Below are 15,200 nucleotides of genomic sequence, written 5' to 3'. Positions count from 1 at the left end.
TGATGGAACTTAAATGCTCCAGTACACTACTCGGAGCAAGTGAAACATTGCTCTCGGTGCAATAATGTCCAAGTTCGAATACGTGAAGCTTGCCGATGCCATTGCTCTCGATATCTCTAACGGCACGTTAAGGCCCGGCGACCGGCTGCCGCCGCAGCGCAATTTTGCCTATGACCGTGGCATTGCGGTCTCGACCGCGAGCCGGGTTTATACGGAGCTTTTGCGCCGCGGGCTTGCCGTCGGCGAGGTCGGACGCGGCACCTTCATCTCCGGCGACGTCAGGCGCGAAGTCGAGACGTTGAGCGAGCCGCGCGAGGCGCGGATCGACTTCGAGGTCAATTACCCGCTGCTGCCGCAGCAATGGGCGATGATCGCGAAGAGCCTTGCGGGGCTGGAGCGCGTCGACGCGCTCGAATCCGCATTCCGCGTCTCCACCAGTACCGGCACCAAGAGTGCGCGCAATGCAGCCGCCGCCTATCTCGCGCGCAAGGATTTTGCGCCGCAGGCCGAGCAGATCGTCTTCACCGCCAACGGCAAGCAATCGCTCGCGGCCGCGCTCGCAGCCCTCGTCCCCACCGGCGGCCGCTGCGGCGTCGAGGCGCTGACCTATCCTTACGTCAAGAGCATCGCGGCGCGGCTCGGCGTCACGCTGGTCCCGATTCCGATGGACGAATTCGGCGCGCGTCCCGACGCCATCCAGAAGGCGCATCGCGAGGCCCACCTGTCGGCACTGTATCTCCAGCCCATCATCCAGAATCCGCTCGGCGTCACCATGAACGCGACACGGCGCGGCGATATCATGCGCGTCGCCGAAAAGCTCGACCTCACCATCATCGAAGACGCCGTCTACGGCTTCCTGGCCGACGACACGCCGCTTGCGGCACTCGGACCCGACCGCTGCATCGTGCTCGACAGCCTGTCCAAGAAGGTCGCGCCGGGCCTTGCGCTCGGCATCCTGGTCGCGCCGCCGCACTTGCGCGAAAGCGTGATGAGCGCAGTGCGGACCGGCGGCTGGATCGCCTCCGGCCATGCGCTGGCGGCGGGGCACCGCCTGATGGCCGACGGCACCGTCGCCGAGCTGACGCGGCTGAAACGCATCGACGCCGCGCGCCGCCAGCAGACCGCGGCAAGGCTGCTGGCCGGCTATCAGCTCGCCGCCGATCCCCGTTCCTATCATCTCTGGCTGACGCTGCCGGCACACTGGCGCTCGCAGACCTTCGTCGCCGCAGCAGCCCGGCGCGGCATCGCGCTGACGCCGTCCTCGACATTCGCGATCGCCCATGGCCATGCACCGAATGCGGTCCGGCTCGCGCTTGCCCCGCCCTCGTTCGAGCAGCTCGATTCCGGCCTGCGCACGATCGTGTCGCTGCTCGGCACCAAGGAAGAGGATTTTGACTCGACCGAATAGCTAAAGCGCAAGGATCTTGAGCCTGCTCAGGCTTCCGGCCATTCCGCGATGAAGCCTTTCGCCTTGTACGGCTCGATCTTGTCCCATTCGTGCAGCATGCGGCGGCGAAATTCCGTGTCGGTGTGCCAGAGCGCGCGCGGCGTCGCTAAGCTGTCGACGGTGAGCAACATCTTCTCGACCTCCGGCCAATGCCGGTGCAGCGTCATCGGATAACGCCGCGAGGTCCACGTATTGCCGAGGCAAATCACGCTCCGGATATTGTCCAACCCCAGCGCGGCCTCGATGATCGGCAGCGAGAAAATCACGTTCTCGCCGGTGTTCATCGCACGGTGCTCCTCGAGGATACGGTCCGCCGGAATGCCCGCCGCGGCCATCGCCGCCCTGATGATGGTGCACTCGGATTGCTCCGAGCCTGGCGTCACGCCCCCGCTGACAATCGACCAGCGGAACAGGCCCTCGCGCCACAGTCTCGCGGCGGTGTCGGCGCGTAGCGCGACATCCTCTCGGGTTCCGAACATGAACAAGAGGTCGGCCGTCCGGAGCGGCGTATCGATCAGATGCGCGCGGCTGATCTCGGCGATCTCATCCGCCGAAGGCCTACGCGTGCTGCGATCCATGGCTGACATGGGCGCACGATGCGACACCCGCGCAGGCGCGCGAAGTCACGTTTGATTGCGGCCGATTGCACCTAGGGCAGCAAAGCCATTCAGGGCAGCAAGGCCTTGTCTAGGGCAGCAAGGCCTTGGGCACATGATCGAAGCTGTAGCTCTGCGGCTGGTTGCGCCGCACGAAGCCGCCGACCTGCCAGGCGAACAGCGCGGCAAAGCCGATGATGAATAGCGCGCCGGCGAATTCGCCGATCATGAGTGCGCGGATCAGGAGCCCCGTCATCGCCACGGTCAGTACCGCCAGAAACGCCAGCACCGCGGCATAGGTCCTGCGGCCGAGGCCTGCGGTCAATTCGGCGCTGCTGCCGGCCTTCGCCATTCGCGCGTGCAGTTCGACGATGAACGTGCGGAAACCGTTGTCCTGCGGCGCCATCAGGGCCGCGGTCTGCCAGCTCGTCGACAGGATCGCGATGCGGCCGCCGCCGGTGTGGCTGACATCGGCGCGAAAGCGGTGCTGCTGCATCGACACGGGGCGGAACGACAGCCGGATTGCACTGATCTCGTCGTAACGCCACAGGCCCGAACGGCCGCCGATGTGCCAGGACAGCCCCTCGTCCGTCAGCTCGAAGCGATGCGCCGAACCGATCAGCGACGCCTTGTAGGCATAGCTCGCGCCCCCAGCCGCCTCGGCTCCCGAATCCTGCATGTTCACATCAATCCAATCCGCGTGGTCCCGCCTGCGATCCGCTTGCGCGATCGCCCTGCCCCATCCTACAAGCGAGACATGGCTGAGACGATTTTTTTTCCGCGCCGCCTGATTCTCGGCGCCGCCGTGATCTCCGGCGTGCTGCTGGCGCTCGCCGTGCACATGCTGGGCGCGCGCTACGGGCTCGACCTCGGCGGCCTCTGGCACTCCGACACGCATGAGTTCATACCGGCGGGCGCGGCGATCGCCTGGTGGCTGATCGCCTCCGTCGGCTTCTCCGGCGGCTATTTCACGGCGACATTGATGCAGAGCGCCGTCTCCGGCCAGATCCCGCAACGGATGCGGCAATTCCTGATCGCGGTCGGCGTGCTGCTGCTGGCGGGTGCGGGCCAGGTGGCCTCGGCGCCGAGCGCGATCCCGACGGTCTCGGGCGTGCTGGCCGGGCTTGCTGCGCTGTGCCTCGGTGCCGTGATGGCGTTCTGCGGCGCGCGTTTCGCGCTGCACCGCGGCTAGAGCATGATCCGGAAAAGTGCGCAGTGGCTTTCCGACGAGATCATGCTCAAACAACAGACTATCACGCCGACGCGCGCAGCTGCGGCCGGTTCAGCATGATCGCGACATCGCAGGCGGGCCGCGGCTTGCTGAACAGATAGCCCTGCGCCTGGGTGCAGCCTTCGCGCCGGAGCAGCTCGAGCTGGGCGTCGTTCTCGACGCCTTCCGCCGTGGTGACGATGCCGAGGCTCCGCCCCAGCCCGGTCACGGCGCGGATGATCGCCATGGAATCCTCGCGGGTCGCGAGCTCCGACACGAAGGAGCGGTCGATCTTGATCTTGTCGAAGGGGAAGCTGCGCAGATAGCTCAGCGACGAATAGCCGGTGCCGAAATCGTCGAGCGAGATGCGCACGCCCATGGCGCGGAGCTCATGCAGCGTGGTCAGCGTCGCCTCGCTGTTCTGGAGCAGAACGGATTCGGTGATCTCGAGCTCGAGCCGGCGCGCATCGAGTCCCGAAGCGGCCAGCGCCGCGGTGACGGACGCGATCAGGTTCGGATTCTTGAACTGCACCGGTGACAGGTTGACGGCGACGTCGACATCGTCGGGCCAGGTGGCCGCGTCGGCGCAAGCCGAGCGCAGCACGAACTCGCCGAGCTGGATGATCAGTCCGGTCTCCTCGGCCAGCGGAATGAAGTTGAGGGGCGCGATCAGGCCGCGCTGCGGATGGTTCCAGCGCAGCAGCGCCTCGAAGGCGACGACGCGACCGCTGGCGACGTCGCGGATCGGCTGATAATACGCCTCGAACTCGTCGCGTTGCACCGCGGCGCGCAGGTCCATCTCCAGCAGGCGCCGCGCCTGCGCGCGCGCATCCATGCCGGCCTCGAAGAACCGATATGTGCCGCGGCCGTCTGCCTTGGCGCGATACAATGCGAGGTCGGCATTCTTCAGCAGCTCGTCCGGATTGCTGCCATCCTGCGGCGACAGCGAGATGCCGATCGAGACGCCGATGACGATCTGATGATCGTCGATCTCGTAAGGCGCCGAAATCACCTCGACGAGGCGGCCGGCAAGGGATCGTGCCGCAGTTTCCTCGGAACGTCCGATCTGGACCACGGCGAACTCGTCGCCACCGAGTCGCGCGACGGTGTCGCTCTCGCCGACGGTGGCCTTCAGCCTGCGGCCGACCTCCTTGAGCAACGCATCGCCGATGGGATGGCCGAGCGAGTCGTTGATGTCCTTGAAGTGATCGAGATCGAGACAAAGCACCGCAAGCTGGTCGCCCGATCGGGTCCGGCGCAGTCCCTGCACGAGCTGCTCGTGGAACAGCACGCGGTTCGGCAGACTGGTCAGCGCGTCATGACGGGCCATGTGCGAGATCTTGGCCTGGGCCTCCAGCCATTCGGTGATGTCCTCGAAGGTCGCGACCCAGCCGCCGCCCTGCATCGGCTGGTTGACGACCCGGATGGACCGGCCGAACCTGGTCGCGACGTCGGTCGTGGTGCGGCTCTCGCGCGCATCGGCGACAAGGCGCGCGAAGAACTCGCCCGCATCGCCCTGCCACTGACCCTTGGCCTGCTCCTCCCGCAGCACGTCGACCAGCAGGCGGCCCGTGAGCAGGATGTCGGTGCGGCCGAGCATGGCGGCATAGCGCTCGTTGAACAGGATGATCTTGCCGTCCGCGTCGAACATACACAGTCCCTGCGACATGTTCTCGAGCGCCGTGTCCAGCACGATCTGCTGCCGGCCCAGTTCGCCCTTGGCGCGGCGGTCGAGCAACGCGGCTACGAGCGCAATCGCGATGATCGCGACCGCGGCACCCGCGGTGAGGAAGGACAACGAGGCTGGCGGGATCGACAACCCGCTCATCGCGAGCGTCGGATCCGCTGTCAGCACGACCGCGCCCATCGCGGTGAAATGATGCGCGACGATGGCGACTGTCAGCAGGGTGGTCGCGCTCAGCGCATGGAAGAGGTCGTCGCGCCGCGCGGCGACGAACAGCGCGAGCGCTGCAAAGGCAACTCCGAACAGCACCGAGACGGTAACCGTGCTTCCGATCCAGTCGACGCGTGCCGGCATCTCCAGCGCCGCCATGCCGGTGTAATGCATCGTCGCCACCCCGGCGCCGACGATGGCACCGCCGAGCACGATCCACGGGGCGCGCGAGGACGATACCGCGATGCTCAGCCCCACGAACGTCACGGAGATCGCGAAGATCAGCGAAAGGATCGTTACCGGGATGTTGTAGGCGCCGGCGCCGCCCGGCCCGTAGGCGAGCATCGCGATGAAATGCGTCGCCCAGATGCCGCATCCGCTGACGGCGGCATCCAGGGCGATCCAGACCAGACGCCCGGGGCCGTGCGTCGCGCGCGCCCGGTGAAACAGGCTGATCGCCGCCGCGCTTGCGAGCAGGCACACCGCGCCGCCAAGCGCGACCAGTCGCCAGTCGTGCTCCTCGGTGAGACAGTAGAGAACTTGATACATTGCGGGCCCCTATCGACCCGCACTTGAACCGACAGAGATGGACAGTCGGTAACCGGCTACGTGCCTGTTTCGGAAATGGTGAACGGAAGATGTGTTCGTTCACTCGGATTGATCATCCGCGCGGAGGCGCGCCGAAGCCGATCACGGCGGCGGCGAGCAGCAGCACGGCCGCGGACACGACCAGCGACAGATGCAGGCCCGTCATGAACGCCCCCTCCGAGGCCACCAGCGAGCCGAACAGGGCGACGCCGAGGACGCTGCCGGTCTGCCGCGTCGCGTTCAGGACTCCCGCGGCGATGCCGGAGCGCGCCTTCTCGACGCTGCCCAGCAAGGTCGAGGTCAGCGGCGGCACCAGCAGCCCAAGTCCGCCGCTGATCGCGATCATCTGCGCAAAGATCGCCCAATAGCTCGTGCCGGCTTCGATCCGGAGCAGGCCGAGGCAACCAAGCGCCGAGACGCAGGCGCCGACGACGATGGTCGGGCATGAGCCGATACGCTCGGCGAGGCGCGGCGCCAGCAGATTGACCGGCAGCACCGCCCCCATCATCGGCACGAAGGCGAGACCGGTCCACCACGCCGACAGCCCGTTGATCCTCTGGAAATACAGGCTGAGCACGAAGATCAGGCCGTAGATCGCGACGTTGACGAGCAGGCCGACGAGCGAGGTCAGCGCGAACAGCCGATGGCCGAACAGCGACAGCGGCAGCATCGGCTGCGCTGCGCGGCTCTCGCGCCAGATGAAGAGCACGGCGAGAATTGCGGCTGCGACAAAGGCTGCGATCACGGCTGGATGTTCCCAGCCAAGCGCGCCGCCTTCGATGATCGCGCCGGCGAGCGCCCCCAGCGCACCGATCGCGGCAAGCTGGCCGGGCAGATCGATCTCGCGCGAGCGCGACCGCGTGGTTTCGGCCGCATAGCGCCAGCTCAGCCACAGGCCGGTCAGCCCGATCGGCAGATTGACCAGGAAGATCGCGCGCCAGCCGACCAGTGTGATCAGTGCGCCGCCGACGAAGGGACCGGCCGTGAGCGCGAGGCTCGCACCAGCGGCCCAGATCGCAACGGCGCGGCCGCGCTGCCGGTCGTCCGGATAGGCATGGCTGAGCAACGCCAGAGAATTCGGCACCAGGATCGCTGCCGCCAGCCCCTGGACCAGCCGCGCTGCGATCAGCACGGTCGCATTGGGCGACAGCGCGCAGGCGAGCGAGGCTGCGGTGAAGATGGCGAAGCCCGCCATGAAGACGCGCTTGGCGCCGATCCGGTCACCGAGCGCGCCGGCGGTCAGGATGAAGGCAGCAAACGCGATGGTGTAGGCGCTGACCACCCATTGCAACTCGGCGACGCCGCCGCCGAGCGTCTTGCCCATCGCATCGAGCGCGGTGTTGACGATGGTGACGTCGAGCTGCACCACGCCATAACCAAGGCTCATCGCGGCAAGGGTGAGGGAAGTCGCAAGATGCGAGCCGGCATGCGACGCGCCGGCCCCGAAGGCTTCGTATCTGATGGTGCTTACTCGCATGCTGCCACCTCGGTTGCAGCCCCATGCGGAACATATGCTTCCAGCCCGCCGTCATGTTTCGACAACGATCGAATGATGGATGCGTAACATGCGAGCGTCGCGCGGATGACCGCGCGACGCTCTATCCTTGGCTACGCCTGGTCCTAGCTGGCCGCGCGCAAGTTCACCTTGCTCTCGGCGAGCGTGGTCAGCTTCTTGTCGGTCGCCTTCTCTTCTTCCAGCGTCTTGGCGAGCACGCTGGCGCAGTCCGTGCGGCCGAGCTGCTTGGCCCAGGCGATCAGGCTGCCGTAGCGGACGATCTCGTAATGCTCCGCGGCCTGTGCCGCGTTGATCAGCGCGGCGTCGAGCACCGCCTTGTCGGCGACTTCGCCTGCAGTCTCGTCGGCTTCCTCGATGATGCCGTCGATCGCGGGGCAGTCGACCGCCTTTACCTCCGCACCGTGCATCTTGAACACTTCCTCGAGGCGCTTGACGTGCTGCTTGGTTTCTTCGAGGTGCGTCAAAAAGCCCTGCTTCAGCTGCGGATCCGTCGCCTTATCTGCCATTTTCGGCAGCGCCTTGGTGAGCTGCTGCTCGGCGTAATAGATGTCCTGGAGCTGGTGCACGAACAGGTCGTTCATGGTCTTGATGTCTTTTGTGAACAGTCCCATCGGTCCGATCCTCTCGGTTTTTTGGAACACGGAGGCATCGGCTTGCGCGAAAAGCCGCCTGTTCCGCCATGTTCAATTGCTGATGGGGCGCTAACCGGCGCACGGCATTGACGTTCCAAAAAAGCCCGCATCCTTTGCGCTGGAACAATGCCGGCCGTGCAGGATCTGAAACCATGTCAGATAGGGACGCGATCGGGCCCACGACTCATATGCTTAACGCGCCTCCGATGTGAACCGCGTGTGACAAAAGTAGCGTGTCCAGCGCAGAACCTATCGTTGTCAAGGGCTGCACAAGTCACTGTTTTTGCCTTAAGTGAGCTACATCATGCCTAAATGAGCTACATCATGCCTAGCGATCAACGCCGACCTTTGGCCTTGGATCGTACCCGACCGGCCAATGTCTGGCCTGGTCGGTCTTGCCCCTGCCGGGAGGATGAATGCACGGATTGCTGCCCGCGCTGAAACGCGGCTTCACGAGATGGATCGGCTGGCGACGCCTCGGCATTGCGGCGAGCGTCTTCATCATCGCTTTCGCCATCACCACGCTGGTGCGGACCCTCAAGGGCATCGATACCGGGGTCATCCTGACCGCGCTGACCGAGATTCCCCGCGGCAATATCGGGCTGGCGGCGATCTGCGTGTGCTTCGCGTTCTGTACGCTGACCTTCTACGACTTTTTTGCACTGCGAACGATCGGCAAGAAGCACGTGCCCTATCGCATCGCAGCGCTCTCCAGCTTCACGTCCTATTCGATCGGTCACAATATCGGCGCCACGGTTTTTACCGGCGGGGCGATCCGCTTCCGGATCTATTCGGATTACGGGCTGAATGCGATCGACGTCGCGAAAATCTGCTTCCTGTCCGGCCTGACCTTCTGGCTCGGTAACATCTTCGTGCTCTCGATCGGCATGGCCATCCACCCGGCTGCCGCCTCCTACATGGATCAGCTGCCGTCGTCGATCAATCGGCTGATCGCGCTCGGCGGCCTCGCCTCGATCGGCGCCTATCTGGTCTGGCTCTGCATGGGCGAGAAGCGCCGCGAGCTCGGCCAGAAGGGCTGGAAGGTGGTGCTGCCGTCGGCGCCGCTGACGCTGGTGCAGATCCTGATCGGCGTCGTCGATCTCGGTTTCTGCGCGCTGGCGATGTACCTTCTGGTGCCGGCCAATCCGCAGATCGACTTCCTGTCGCTCTCGGTGGTGTTCATCTTGGCGACACTGCTCGGCTTCGCCAGCCACGCTCCCGGCTCGCTCGGCGTGTTCGACGCCGCCATGCTGGTGGCGCTGCCCGAATTCGGCCGCGAGCAGCTTTTGGCCACGCTCCTCGTCTTCCGCATCCTCTATTTCGTCATTCCGTTCGGTCTTGCCATCTCCATCATGGGCGCACGCGAGCTCTGGATGAATGTGGTGGAGCCCTGGCAGGAGCGCCGACGGCTGGCGGAGGCCTGCGCGCAGTCCAACCTGCCCCAGCAGGTGGCAGCGATGGAGCGCGAGCGGTCGCTTCGGCAGGCCAGCAAACGCTAGACGGCGGCCAGCAAAGCCGTCAGACCAATGTTGCAGGCGGGGGAGCTGTTCCTCTCTTATTTCCGCCTCAACTTTGCCGTTGAAGACGCGGGACATGATCCCTGTATCCCTTCGCCGTTTCCTCGCCGGCGCCCTGCTGCTCGCCGGGCTCCTCACCGCCTTGCCGCTGGAGCGGGTGGCCGCGCAGGACGCGGGCGCCATGCAGATCAGCTGGGAGGTGCGCAACCGCTTCCGGTTGTTCCGCGAGGAGCGCGACTTCCAGCTCCATGTCGAGAGTGCGCGTAACCGCAGCATCCTCTCCGCCGAGCAGTCGCTCGAACTCCAGAGCGAGGGCCGCGGCTGGGCCCGCAACATGGTCAACCGGCTCTGCATCGACCTACAGGGCCGGGTCAACCAGCCCTGCACCCGCGACAATACAAAGGAAGACTATATCACCCCGGTTGACCACCCCGTCACCGTGCGCCTCACCGGTGCAGTGCCGGTCGGCGCCACCTGCGCCTGGTCGTTCGACGACGGCGAAGGGCCGCAACAATCCACCTTCGACTGCGCCGAGCCGGTCAATCTGCGGGTCCGCTACGGCAAGCAGACGGTCGCGAGCGTCGACGTCTCCTCCGGCTCCGATCCGACCCAACGCGTCCAGACCGAGATCCAGGTCCGCGACATCTTCGTCGCTGGCCTCGGGGATAGCATCGCCTCGGGGGAAGGCAATCCGGACCGGCCGCTGGCGCTGTCGGACGAAGGTTTTTGCTTCCGCTCTTATCTCGGCACCGCCGGCGCGCAGTATTACCGGCCGAGCCGGGCCGGATATAAAGGCGGCCGCGCCTGCGAGGCGCCGGATACGCTCGCCAACTGGCAGCGTTACAGCGCGCTCTGGTTCAACTCGCCCTGCCACCGCTCGCTCTACAGCTACCAGGCCCGCACCGCGCTGGCGCTCGCGGTACGCTACACCCACGTCGCGGTGACCTTTCTGCCGCTCGCCTGCACCGGCGCCAGCATCGGCGACGGGCTGCTCGGCTCGCAGCGCGCCCGCGAATGCCCGCCCGGCAAGACCGGCGTCTGCAACACCAGCGTGAACGCGCAAGTCGCCGAGCTGCGCGAGGCGCTGACCGCCGCAAAGAAGCGCCAGCCCGAGCGCACGCTCGACCTCGTGCTGCTCTCGGTCGGCGCCAACGACGTCTATTTCTCCGGCCTCGTCGCCGACGTGATCGTCGAGACCGCGACCGAGCGCGCGCTATTCCGCCGCTCCGGCGTGATGGCGAGCGTCGATGATTCCCGCGATGCGCTGGCGCGCGAGCTGCCGCAGAATTTCGTCAAGCTGCGCGAGGCGCTGAAGCCGCTGGTCGGCGGCGACCTCTCGCACGTGGTCTACGTCTCCTACGCCAACCCAGCGCTCGCAGACGGCGGCGTGCCCTGCCGCGGCGGCCGCGCCGGGTTCGACATCCATCCCGCCTTCAACGCCGATCCGCAGCGCCTCGCCCGCGTCTCGACTTTCGTCGACACCGAATTCTTGCCGGCGCTAAAGGGCCTCGCCACCTGCACCCGGGGCGCGCTGTGCCGCGATCCCGAGGCCGACCGCATGACCTTCGTGGATTCGCATCAGGCGGCGTTCGCCGATCACGGCTTCTGCGCGCATTCGGGCAACGATCCCGAATTCGACCGCACCTGCTTTGCCGAGAACGGCCAGAGCTTCAATCCTGATATCGTGAGCGCGGCGAGCCAGCCGATGCTGTGCGGCCGCGGCGCCTCCGAATTCCGCGCCTATTTGCCGCGCGCGCGCTGGATCCGCGACGCCAATGACAGTTACTTCGCCGCGATGACCTATCCGCAAGGCTTGCCGGCGGCGAGCCAGCCGACCGACATCCACGACGCGACCTGGGGCGTGCTCTCCGCCATCTATGGCGGCGCCGTGCACCCAAGCGCCGAAGGCCACGCCGCGATGGCGGATGCCGCACTGCCGGCCGCGGCCGCAGTGCTTGGTCTGGATGCCGCGCCGCCGGGCGTGACACGCGGGCTGCTCGCACCGCTGCTGCCGGGCGCGCAGCAATAGTTCACGCAACCTCTACACGCACACTGCCATCGCCCGCCTTGTGCGCCCTTGCGCACTGGGGCAGGCGATCGAGTACTCCGTGACAGACGTGATTGAATCGAGACGTCGCGGCGTCCAGGATTCCCCGCCTTCGCGGGGAATGACAACGGCACGCGTGGCGCAATCGGGTTCGCCATCACCACACATCGTTCCCGCTCACCTGCCGTTCCATCAATCCAAAAACGGCATCGATCGATGCTGCCTTGAGCTTGGACACTTTGCCGCGCGCGCCTCTAGGAGTCGTCGTGAGGAAACGTTTCGAGTTCTAAGGAGGCGCGTAATGAGCGCAGTGATGTCCACAGCGGACGTGAGGAGGTCTCGCGTCAGGCTGTTCATCGTGACCATGTTGTTCCTGGTCACGACCGTCAATTATGCCGATCGCGCCACGCTGTCGATCGCGGGTCCCGCGCTCTCCAAGGAGTTGCATCTCGATCCCGTCGCCATGGGCTACATCTTCTCGGCCTTCGGCTGGTCCTATGTGCTCGCGCAGGTGCCGGGCGGCTGGCTGCTCGACCGCTATGGCTCGCGCCTCGTCTATGCCTTCAGCATCATCGTCTGGTCGCTGTTCACGACCCTGCAGGGCTGGGTCGGCTTCTTGAGCGCCGGCACCGCAATCACCGTGCTGTTCGGTCTGCGCTTCCTGGTCGGCATCGCAGAAGCGCCCTCATTCCCCGCCAATGCCCGCATCGTCGCGGCCTGGTTTCCGAGCAACGAGCGCGGGACTGCGTCGGCCTTCTTCAATTCCGGACAGTATTTCGCGACCGTGATCTTCGCGCCGCTGATGGGCTGGATCGCGCATGACTACGGCTGGCGCTACGTGTTCTTCGTGATGGGCGCGCTCGGCGTCGTGATGGGTCTGGTCTGGATCAAGACCATCTATGGTCCGAAGGAGCATCCCGGCATCAACGAGGCCGAGTTCGACTACATCAAAGAAGGCGGCGCATTGGTTGACCTCGACGCGCCCAAAGACGATCTGAAGCATGAGCGCGCGGCGGCTTCCGGCCCCGGCTGGGATCACATCCGCCAGCTGCTCTCCAACCGCATGATGCTCGGCGTTTATCTCGGCCAGTACTGCATCAACACGCTGACTTATTTCTTCCTGACCTGGTTCCCGGTCTATCTCGTCAAGGAGCGCGGCCTGTCGATCCTGCAGGCCGGCTTCGTCGCGACGCTGCCGGCGCTGTGCGGCTTCATCGGCGGCGTGCTCGGCGGCGTCATCTCCGACGCCATCCTGCGCAAGACGGGTTCGCTGACCATGGCGCGCAAGATTCCGATCGTCGGCGGCATGCTGCTGTCGATGTCGATCATCGCCTGCAACTATGTCGACGGGCAGGCGCTGGTGGTCGGCTTCATGGCGCTCGCCTTCTTCGGCAAGGGCATCGGCGCGCTCGGCTGGGCTGTCGTCTCCGATACCTCGCCCAAGGAAGCCGGCGGCGTCTCGGGCGGTCTGTTCAACACCTTCGGCAATCTCTCCTCGATCAGCACCCCGATCGTGATCGGCTACATCCTGGCCGCGACCGGCTCGTTCAACGGCGCGCTGATATTCGTCGGCGCCAATGCGCTGGTGGCCGCATTCGCCTATCTCGTGATCGTGGGCAAGATCGAGCGCGTGGTGCTCAAACGTTCCTCCTGAGGGCTCCCATGGGAGCTTGACCAGGCAACTTAACGGCGGCTTCACAGCCGCCGTCTTTGTTTTGGGGGTAATCGATGCTAGAAGTGCCGGGGAAACGCCTTATCCATCTAAGGCATGTATCGATGTTTGACCTTAACCAGCTCCGCTGTTTCGTCACGGTGGCGGAAGAATTGCATTTCGGCCGCGCCGCGGCGCGGCTGAACATGACCCAGCCGCCGCTGTCCCGGCAGATCCAGGTGCTCGAGCACATCATCGACGCGCCGCTGCTGGAGCGCACCAGCCGCTCGGTGCGGCTGACGCCTGCCGGGCGCAGCTTCCTGCCGGAAGCGCGGCGCATCCTGAAGCTTGCGGAAAGCGCCTCGCAAGTCGCCCGCCGCATCGCGCTCGGCAAGACCGGCTCGCTGAAGATCGGCTTCACCGCGGCCGCCGCCTACGGCTTCCTGCCCGAGCTCGTCGCCGCCTGCCGTGCCAAGCTGCCCGAGGTGGACTTCTCACTGAAGGAGATGGTGTCCGGCGACCAGTTCGAGGCGCTGTCCTCGGGCCAGATCGATGCCGGCTTGCTCAGGCCTCCGATCGCGCGTCCCGAGATCGCCAGCCGCCGCGTCGTCGCCGAGCCCCTGCTCGCCGCGATCCCGAAAAAGCATCCGCTGGCGAATGCCGAGAGCATCACCATCAAGGATTTCGACAACCAGCCCTTCGTGATGTATTCGCCCTATGAGAGCCGCTATTTTCACGACGTGCTGGTGGCGATGTTCACCCGCGCCGACATTTTGCCGCGCTACGTGCAGCACCTGAGCCAGATCCACTCGATCCTCGCCATGGTGCGCGCCGGCCTCGGCCTTGCGATCGTGCCGGCGGCGGCGGCGAGCCTGAAGATCGCGGACGTCCGCCTGCGGCCGCTGAAGCTGCGCACGCGCGTTCCCGTCGAGCTGTTCATGGTCTGGCGGCGCGACGACGAGAATCCGCTGCTCTCGGCGCTCGTCAAAATCGCGAGCGAATTGTCCTCGGCGGAGGTGAGGGAAGATTGATGCTGATTTCGCATTGGTCGATATAGGCTTTGGCTTGGACGCGCATCGAACGGTCTCCTAAACCACGGCGCATGGACGCGCAGGCTTGCGTCCTCCACAACACGAGACAAGGGAGCAGCGCCCATGAGCAAGATGACCCCGCAGGAAATGGCCCAGAAGATCGGATCCGGCCTCCTGTCCTTCCCCGTCACACCGTTCAAGGCGGATTACTCCTTCGACGAGACGACCTACCGCGCCAACATGGACTGGCTGTGCGGCTATGACGTTGCCGGCCTGTTCGCCGCCGGCGGCACCGGCGAGTTCTTCTCGCTGACGGCGGCAGAGGTTCCGCATATCGTCAAGATCGCCGTGGACGAGACCAAGGGCCGCGTGCCCGTGCTCGCCGGCACCGGCTACGGCACCGCCACCGCGCGCGAGATCGCGATCGGCGCCGAGAAGGCCGGCGCCGACGGCCTGCTACTGCTGCCGCCCTATCTCACCCATGCCGAGCAGGACGGCCTCGCTGCCCATGTCGAAGCGATCTGCGCCTCCGTGAAGATCGGCGTCATCGTCTACAACCGCGACAACGCGATCCTTCAGCCCGATACGCTCGCTCGCCTTGCCGAGCGCTGCCCGAACCTCGTCGGCTACAAGGACGGCATCGGCGACATCGAGCTGATGACCCGCGTCTACACCAAGCTCGGCGATCGCCTCACCTATATCGGGGGCCTGCCGACCGCGGAGACGTTCGCGCTGCCCTATCTCGACATGGGCGTGACGACCTACTCCTCCGCCGTGTTCAACTTCGTTCCGGAATTCGCCACCAACTTCTACGCCGCCGTGCGCAAGCGCGACCATGCGACGATCCACGCCGGGCTGAAGGATTTCATCCTGCCGCTGATCGCGATCCGCAACCGCAAGAAGGGCTATGCGGTTTCGATCATCAAGGCCGGCATGAAGGTGATCGGCCGCGATTCCGGTCCGGTCCGCCCGCCGCTCACCGACCTCTCCGAGCAGGAGATCGCAGAAGTGGCCGCGCTGGTGAAGAACCTGCCCGCCATTCGATCGTCACAACAGGCGGCAGAATAACGA

12 protein-coding genes are annotated in these 15,200 nt (G+C 65.6%); 7 read left to right on the top strand and 5 right to left on the bottom strand.

The window, feature by feature from the left end; genetic code table 11:
* Positions 1-64 precede the first annotated feature (64 nt).
* Complete coding sequence (locus ABIB06_RS34970; RefSeq protein WP_354125690.1) at positions 65-1,408, top strand: aminotransferase-like domain-containing protein; 1,344 nt, start codon at positions 65-67, stop codon at positions 1,406-1,408.
* Positions 1,409-1,434: 26 nt separating this feature from the next.
* On the opposite strand, the gene ABIB06_RS34965 is transcribed toward ABIB06_RS34970, so the two are convergent.
* Both ABIB06_RS34965 and ABIB06_RS34960 read right to left on the bottom strand, forming a co-directional pair.
* On the bottom strand, positions 1,435-2,034 hold the full coding sequence (locus ABIB06_RS34965; protein ID WP_354052856.1) for a YdcF family protein: 600 nt from the start codon (positions 2,032-2,034) through the stop codon (positions 1,435-1,437).
* Between the two features lie 100 nt (positions 2,035-2,134).
* Positions 2,135-2,722 (bottom strand): hypothetical protein, encoded by a 588-nt coding sequence (locus tag ABIB06_RS34960; protein WP_354052854.1) that lies wholly within the window; start codon positions 2,720-2,722, stop codon positions 2,135-2,137.
* A 78-nt stretch (positions 2,723-2,800) separates the two neighbouring features.
* Between ABIB06_RS34960 and ABIB06_RS34955 the strand changes: the two genes are divergently transcribed.
* Complete coding sequence (locus tag ABIB06_RS34955; RefSeq protein ID WP_354052852.1) at positions 2,801-3,235, top strand: hypothetical protein; 435 nt, start codon at positions 2,801-2,803, stop codon at positions 3,233-3,235.
* Between the two features lie 61 nt (positions 3,236-3,296).
* On the opposite strand, the gene ABIB06_RS34950 is transcribed toward ABIB06_RS34955, so the two are convergent.
* From ABIB06_RS34950 to ABIB06_RS34940, 3 genes are all read right to left on the bottom strand, one after another.
* Positions 3,297-5,696 (bottom strand): bifunctional diguanylate cyclase/phosphodiesterase, encoded by a 2,400-nt coding sequence (locus ABIB06_RS34950; protein ID WP_354052851.1) that lies wholly within the window; start codon positions 5,694-5,696, stop codon positions 3,297-3,299.
* Between the two features lie 112 nt (positions 5,697-5,808).
* Complete coding sequence (locus ABIB06_RS34945; protein WP_354052849.1) at positions 5,809-7,212, bottom strand: MFS transporter; 1,404 nt, start codon at positions 7,210-7,212, stop codon at positions 5,809-5,811.
* A gap of 143 nt (positions 7,213-7,355) precedes the next feature.
* Complete coding sequence (locus ABIB06_RS34940; RefSeq protein ID WP_247352026.1) at positions 7,356-7,862, bottom strand: YciE/YciF ferroxidase family protein; 507 nt, start codon at positions 7,860-7,862, stop codon at positions 7,356-7,358.
* A gap of 437 nt (positions 7,863-8,299) precedes the next feature.
* On the opposite strand from ABIB06_RS34940, the gene ABIB06_RS34935 reads away from it, so the two are divergent.
* The 5 genes from ABIB06_RS34935 (at position 8,300) to kdgD (ending at position 15,197) form a co-directional block, all read left to right on the top strand.
* The gene (locus ABIB06_RS34935) at positions 8,300-9,382 is read left to right on the top strand and encodes a lysylphosphatidylglycerol synthase transmembrane domain-containing protein (protein WP_354052847.1); all 1,083 of its coding nucleotides are present in this window, start codon (positions 8,300-8,302) and stop codon (positions 9,380-9,382) included.
* A 94-nt stretch (positions 9,383-9,476) separates the two neighbouring features.
* The gene (locus tag ABIB06_RS34930) at positions 9,477-11,429 is read left to right on the top strand and encodes an SGNH/GDSL hydrolase family protein (protein WP_354052845.1); all 1,953 of its coding nucleotides are present in this window, start codon (positions 9,477-9,479) and stop codon (positions 11,427-11,429) included.
* 319 nt (positions 11,430-11,748) lie between these two features.
* Entirely contained in the window at positions 11,749-13,101 is a 1,353-nt protein-coding gene (locus ABIB06_RS34925; protein WP_247352031.1) for an MFS transporter, read from the top strand.
* Positions 13,102-13,223: 122 nt separating this feature from the next.
* Positions 13,224-14,129, top strand: a complete 906-nt coding sequence (locus ABIB06_RS34920; protein ID WP_247352033.1) for a LysR family transcriptional regulator — start codon at positions 13,224-13,226, stop codon at positions 14,127-14,129.
* Positions 14,130-14,252: 123 nt separating this feature from the next.
* Positions 14,253-15,197 (top strand): 5-dehydro-4-deoxyglucarate dehydratase, encoded by a 945-nt coding sequence (gene kdgD / locus ABIB06_RS34915; protein WP_247352035.1) that lies wholly within the window; start codon positions 14,253-14,255, stop codon positions 15,195-15,197.
* Positions 15,198-15,200 lie beyond the last annotated feature (3 nt).

The sequence above is a fragment of the Bradyrhizobium sp. LB8.2 genome, from assembly GCF_040548035.1.
Classification (GTDB): Bacteria; Pseudomonadota; Alphaproteobacteria; order Rhizobiales; family Xanthobacteraceae; genus Bradyrhizobium.
This window is presented reverse-complemented; position numbering and strand designations above follow the sequence as displayed.

Coding starts and splice junctions, on each gene's coding strand:
- ABIB06_RS34935 (WP_354052847.1), top strand. CDS start 8,300: ATGCACGGATTGCTGCCCGCGCTGAAACGCGGCTTCACGAGATGGATC.
- ABIB06_RS34930 (WP_354052845.1), top strand. CDS start 9,477: ATGATCCCTGTATCCCTTCGCCGTTTCCTCGCCGGCGCCCTGCTGCTC.
- kdgD (WP_247352035.1), top strand. CDS start 14,253: ATGAGCAAGATGACCCCGCAGGAAATGGCCCAGAAGATCGGATCCGGC.
- ABIB06_RS34940 (WP_247352026.1), bottom strand. CDS start 7,862: ATGGGACTGTTCACAAAAGACATCAAGACCATGAACGACCTGTTCGTG.
- ABIB06_RS34970 (WP_354125690.1), top strand. CDS start 65: ATGTCCAAGTTCGAATACGTGAAGCTTGCCGATGCCATTGCTCTCGAT.
- ABIB06_RS34920 (WP_247352033.1), top strand. CDS start 13,224: ATGTTTGACCTTAACCAGCTCCGCTGTTTCGTCACGGTGGCGGAAGAA.
- ABIB06_RS34945 (WP_354052849.1), bottom strand. CDS start 7,212: ATGCGAGTAAGCACCATCAGATACGAAGCCTTCGGGGCCGGCGCGTCG.
- ABIB06_RS34950 (WP_354052851.1), bottom strand. CDS start 5,696: ATGTATCAAGTTCTCTACTGTCTCACCGAGGAGCACGACTGGCGACTG.
- ABIB06_RS34960 (WP_354052854.1), bottom strand. CDS start 2,722: ATGCAGGATTCGGGAGCCGAGGCGGCTGGGGGCGCGAGCTATGCCTAC.
- ABIB06_RS34965 (WP_354052856.1), bottom strand. CDS start 2,034: ATGTCAGCCATGGATCGCAGCACGCGTAGGCCTTCGGCGGATGAGATC.
- ABIB06_RS34955 (WP_354052852.1), top strand. CDS start 2,801: ATGGCTGAGACGATTTTTTTTCCGCGCCGCCTGATTCTCGGCGCCGCC.
- ABIB06_RS34925 (WP_247352031.1), top strand. CDS start 11,749: ATGAGCGCAGTGATGTCCACAGCGGACGTGAGGAGGTCTCGCGTCAGG.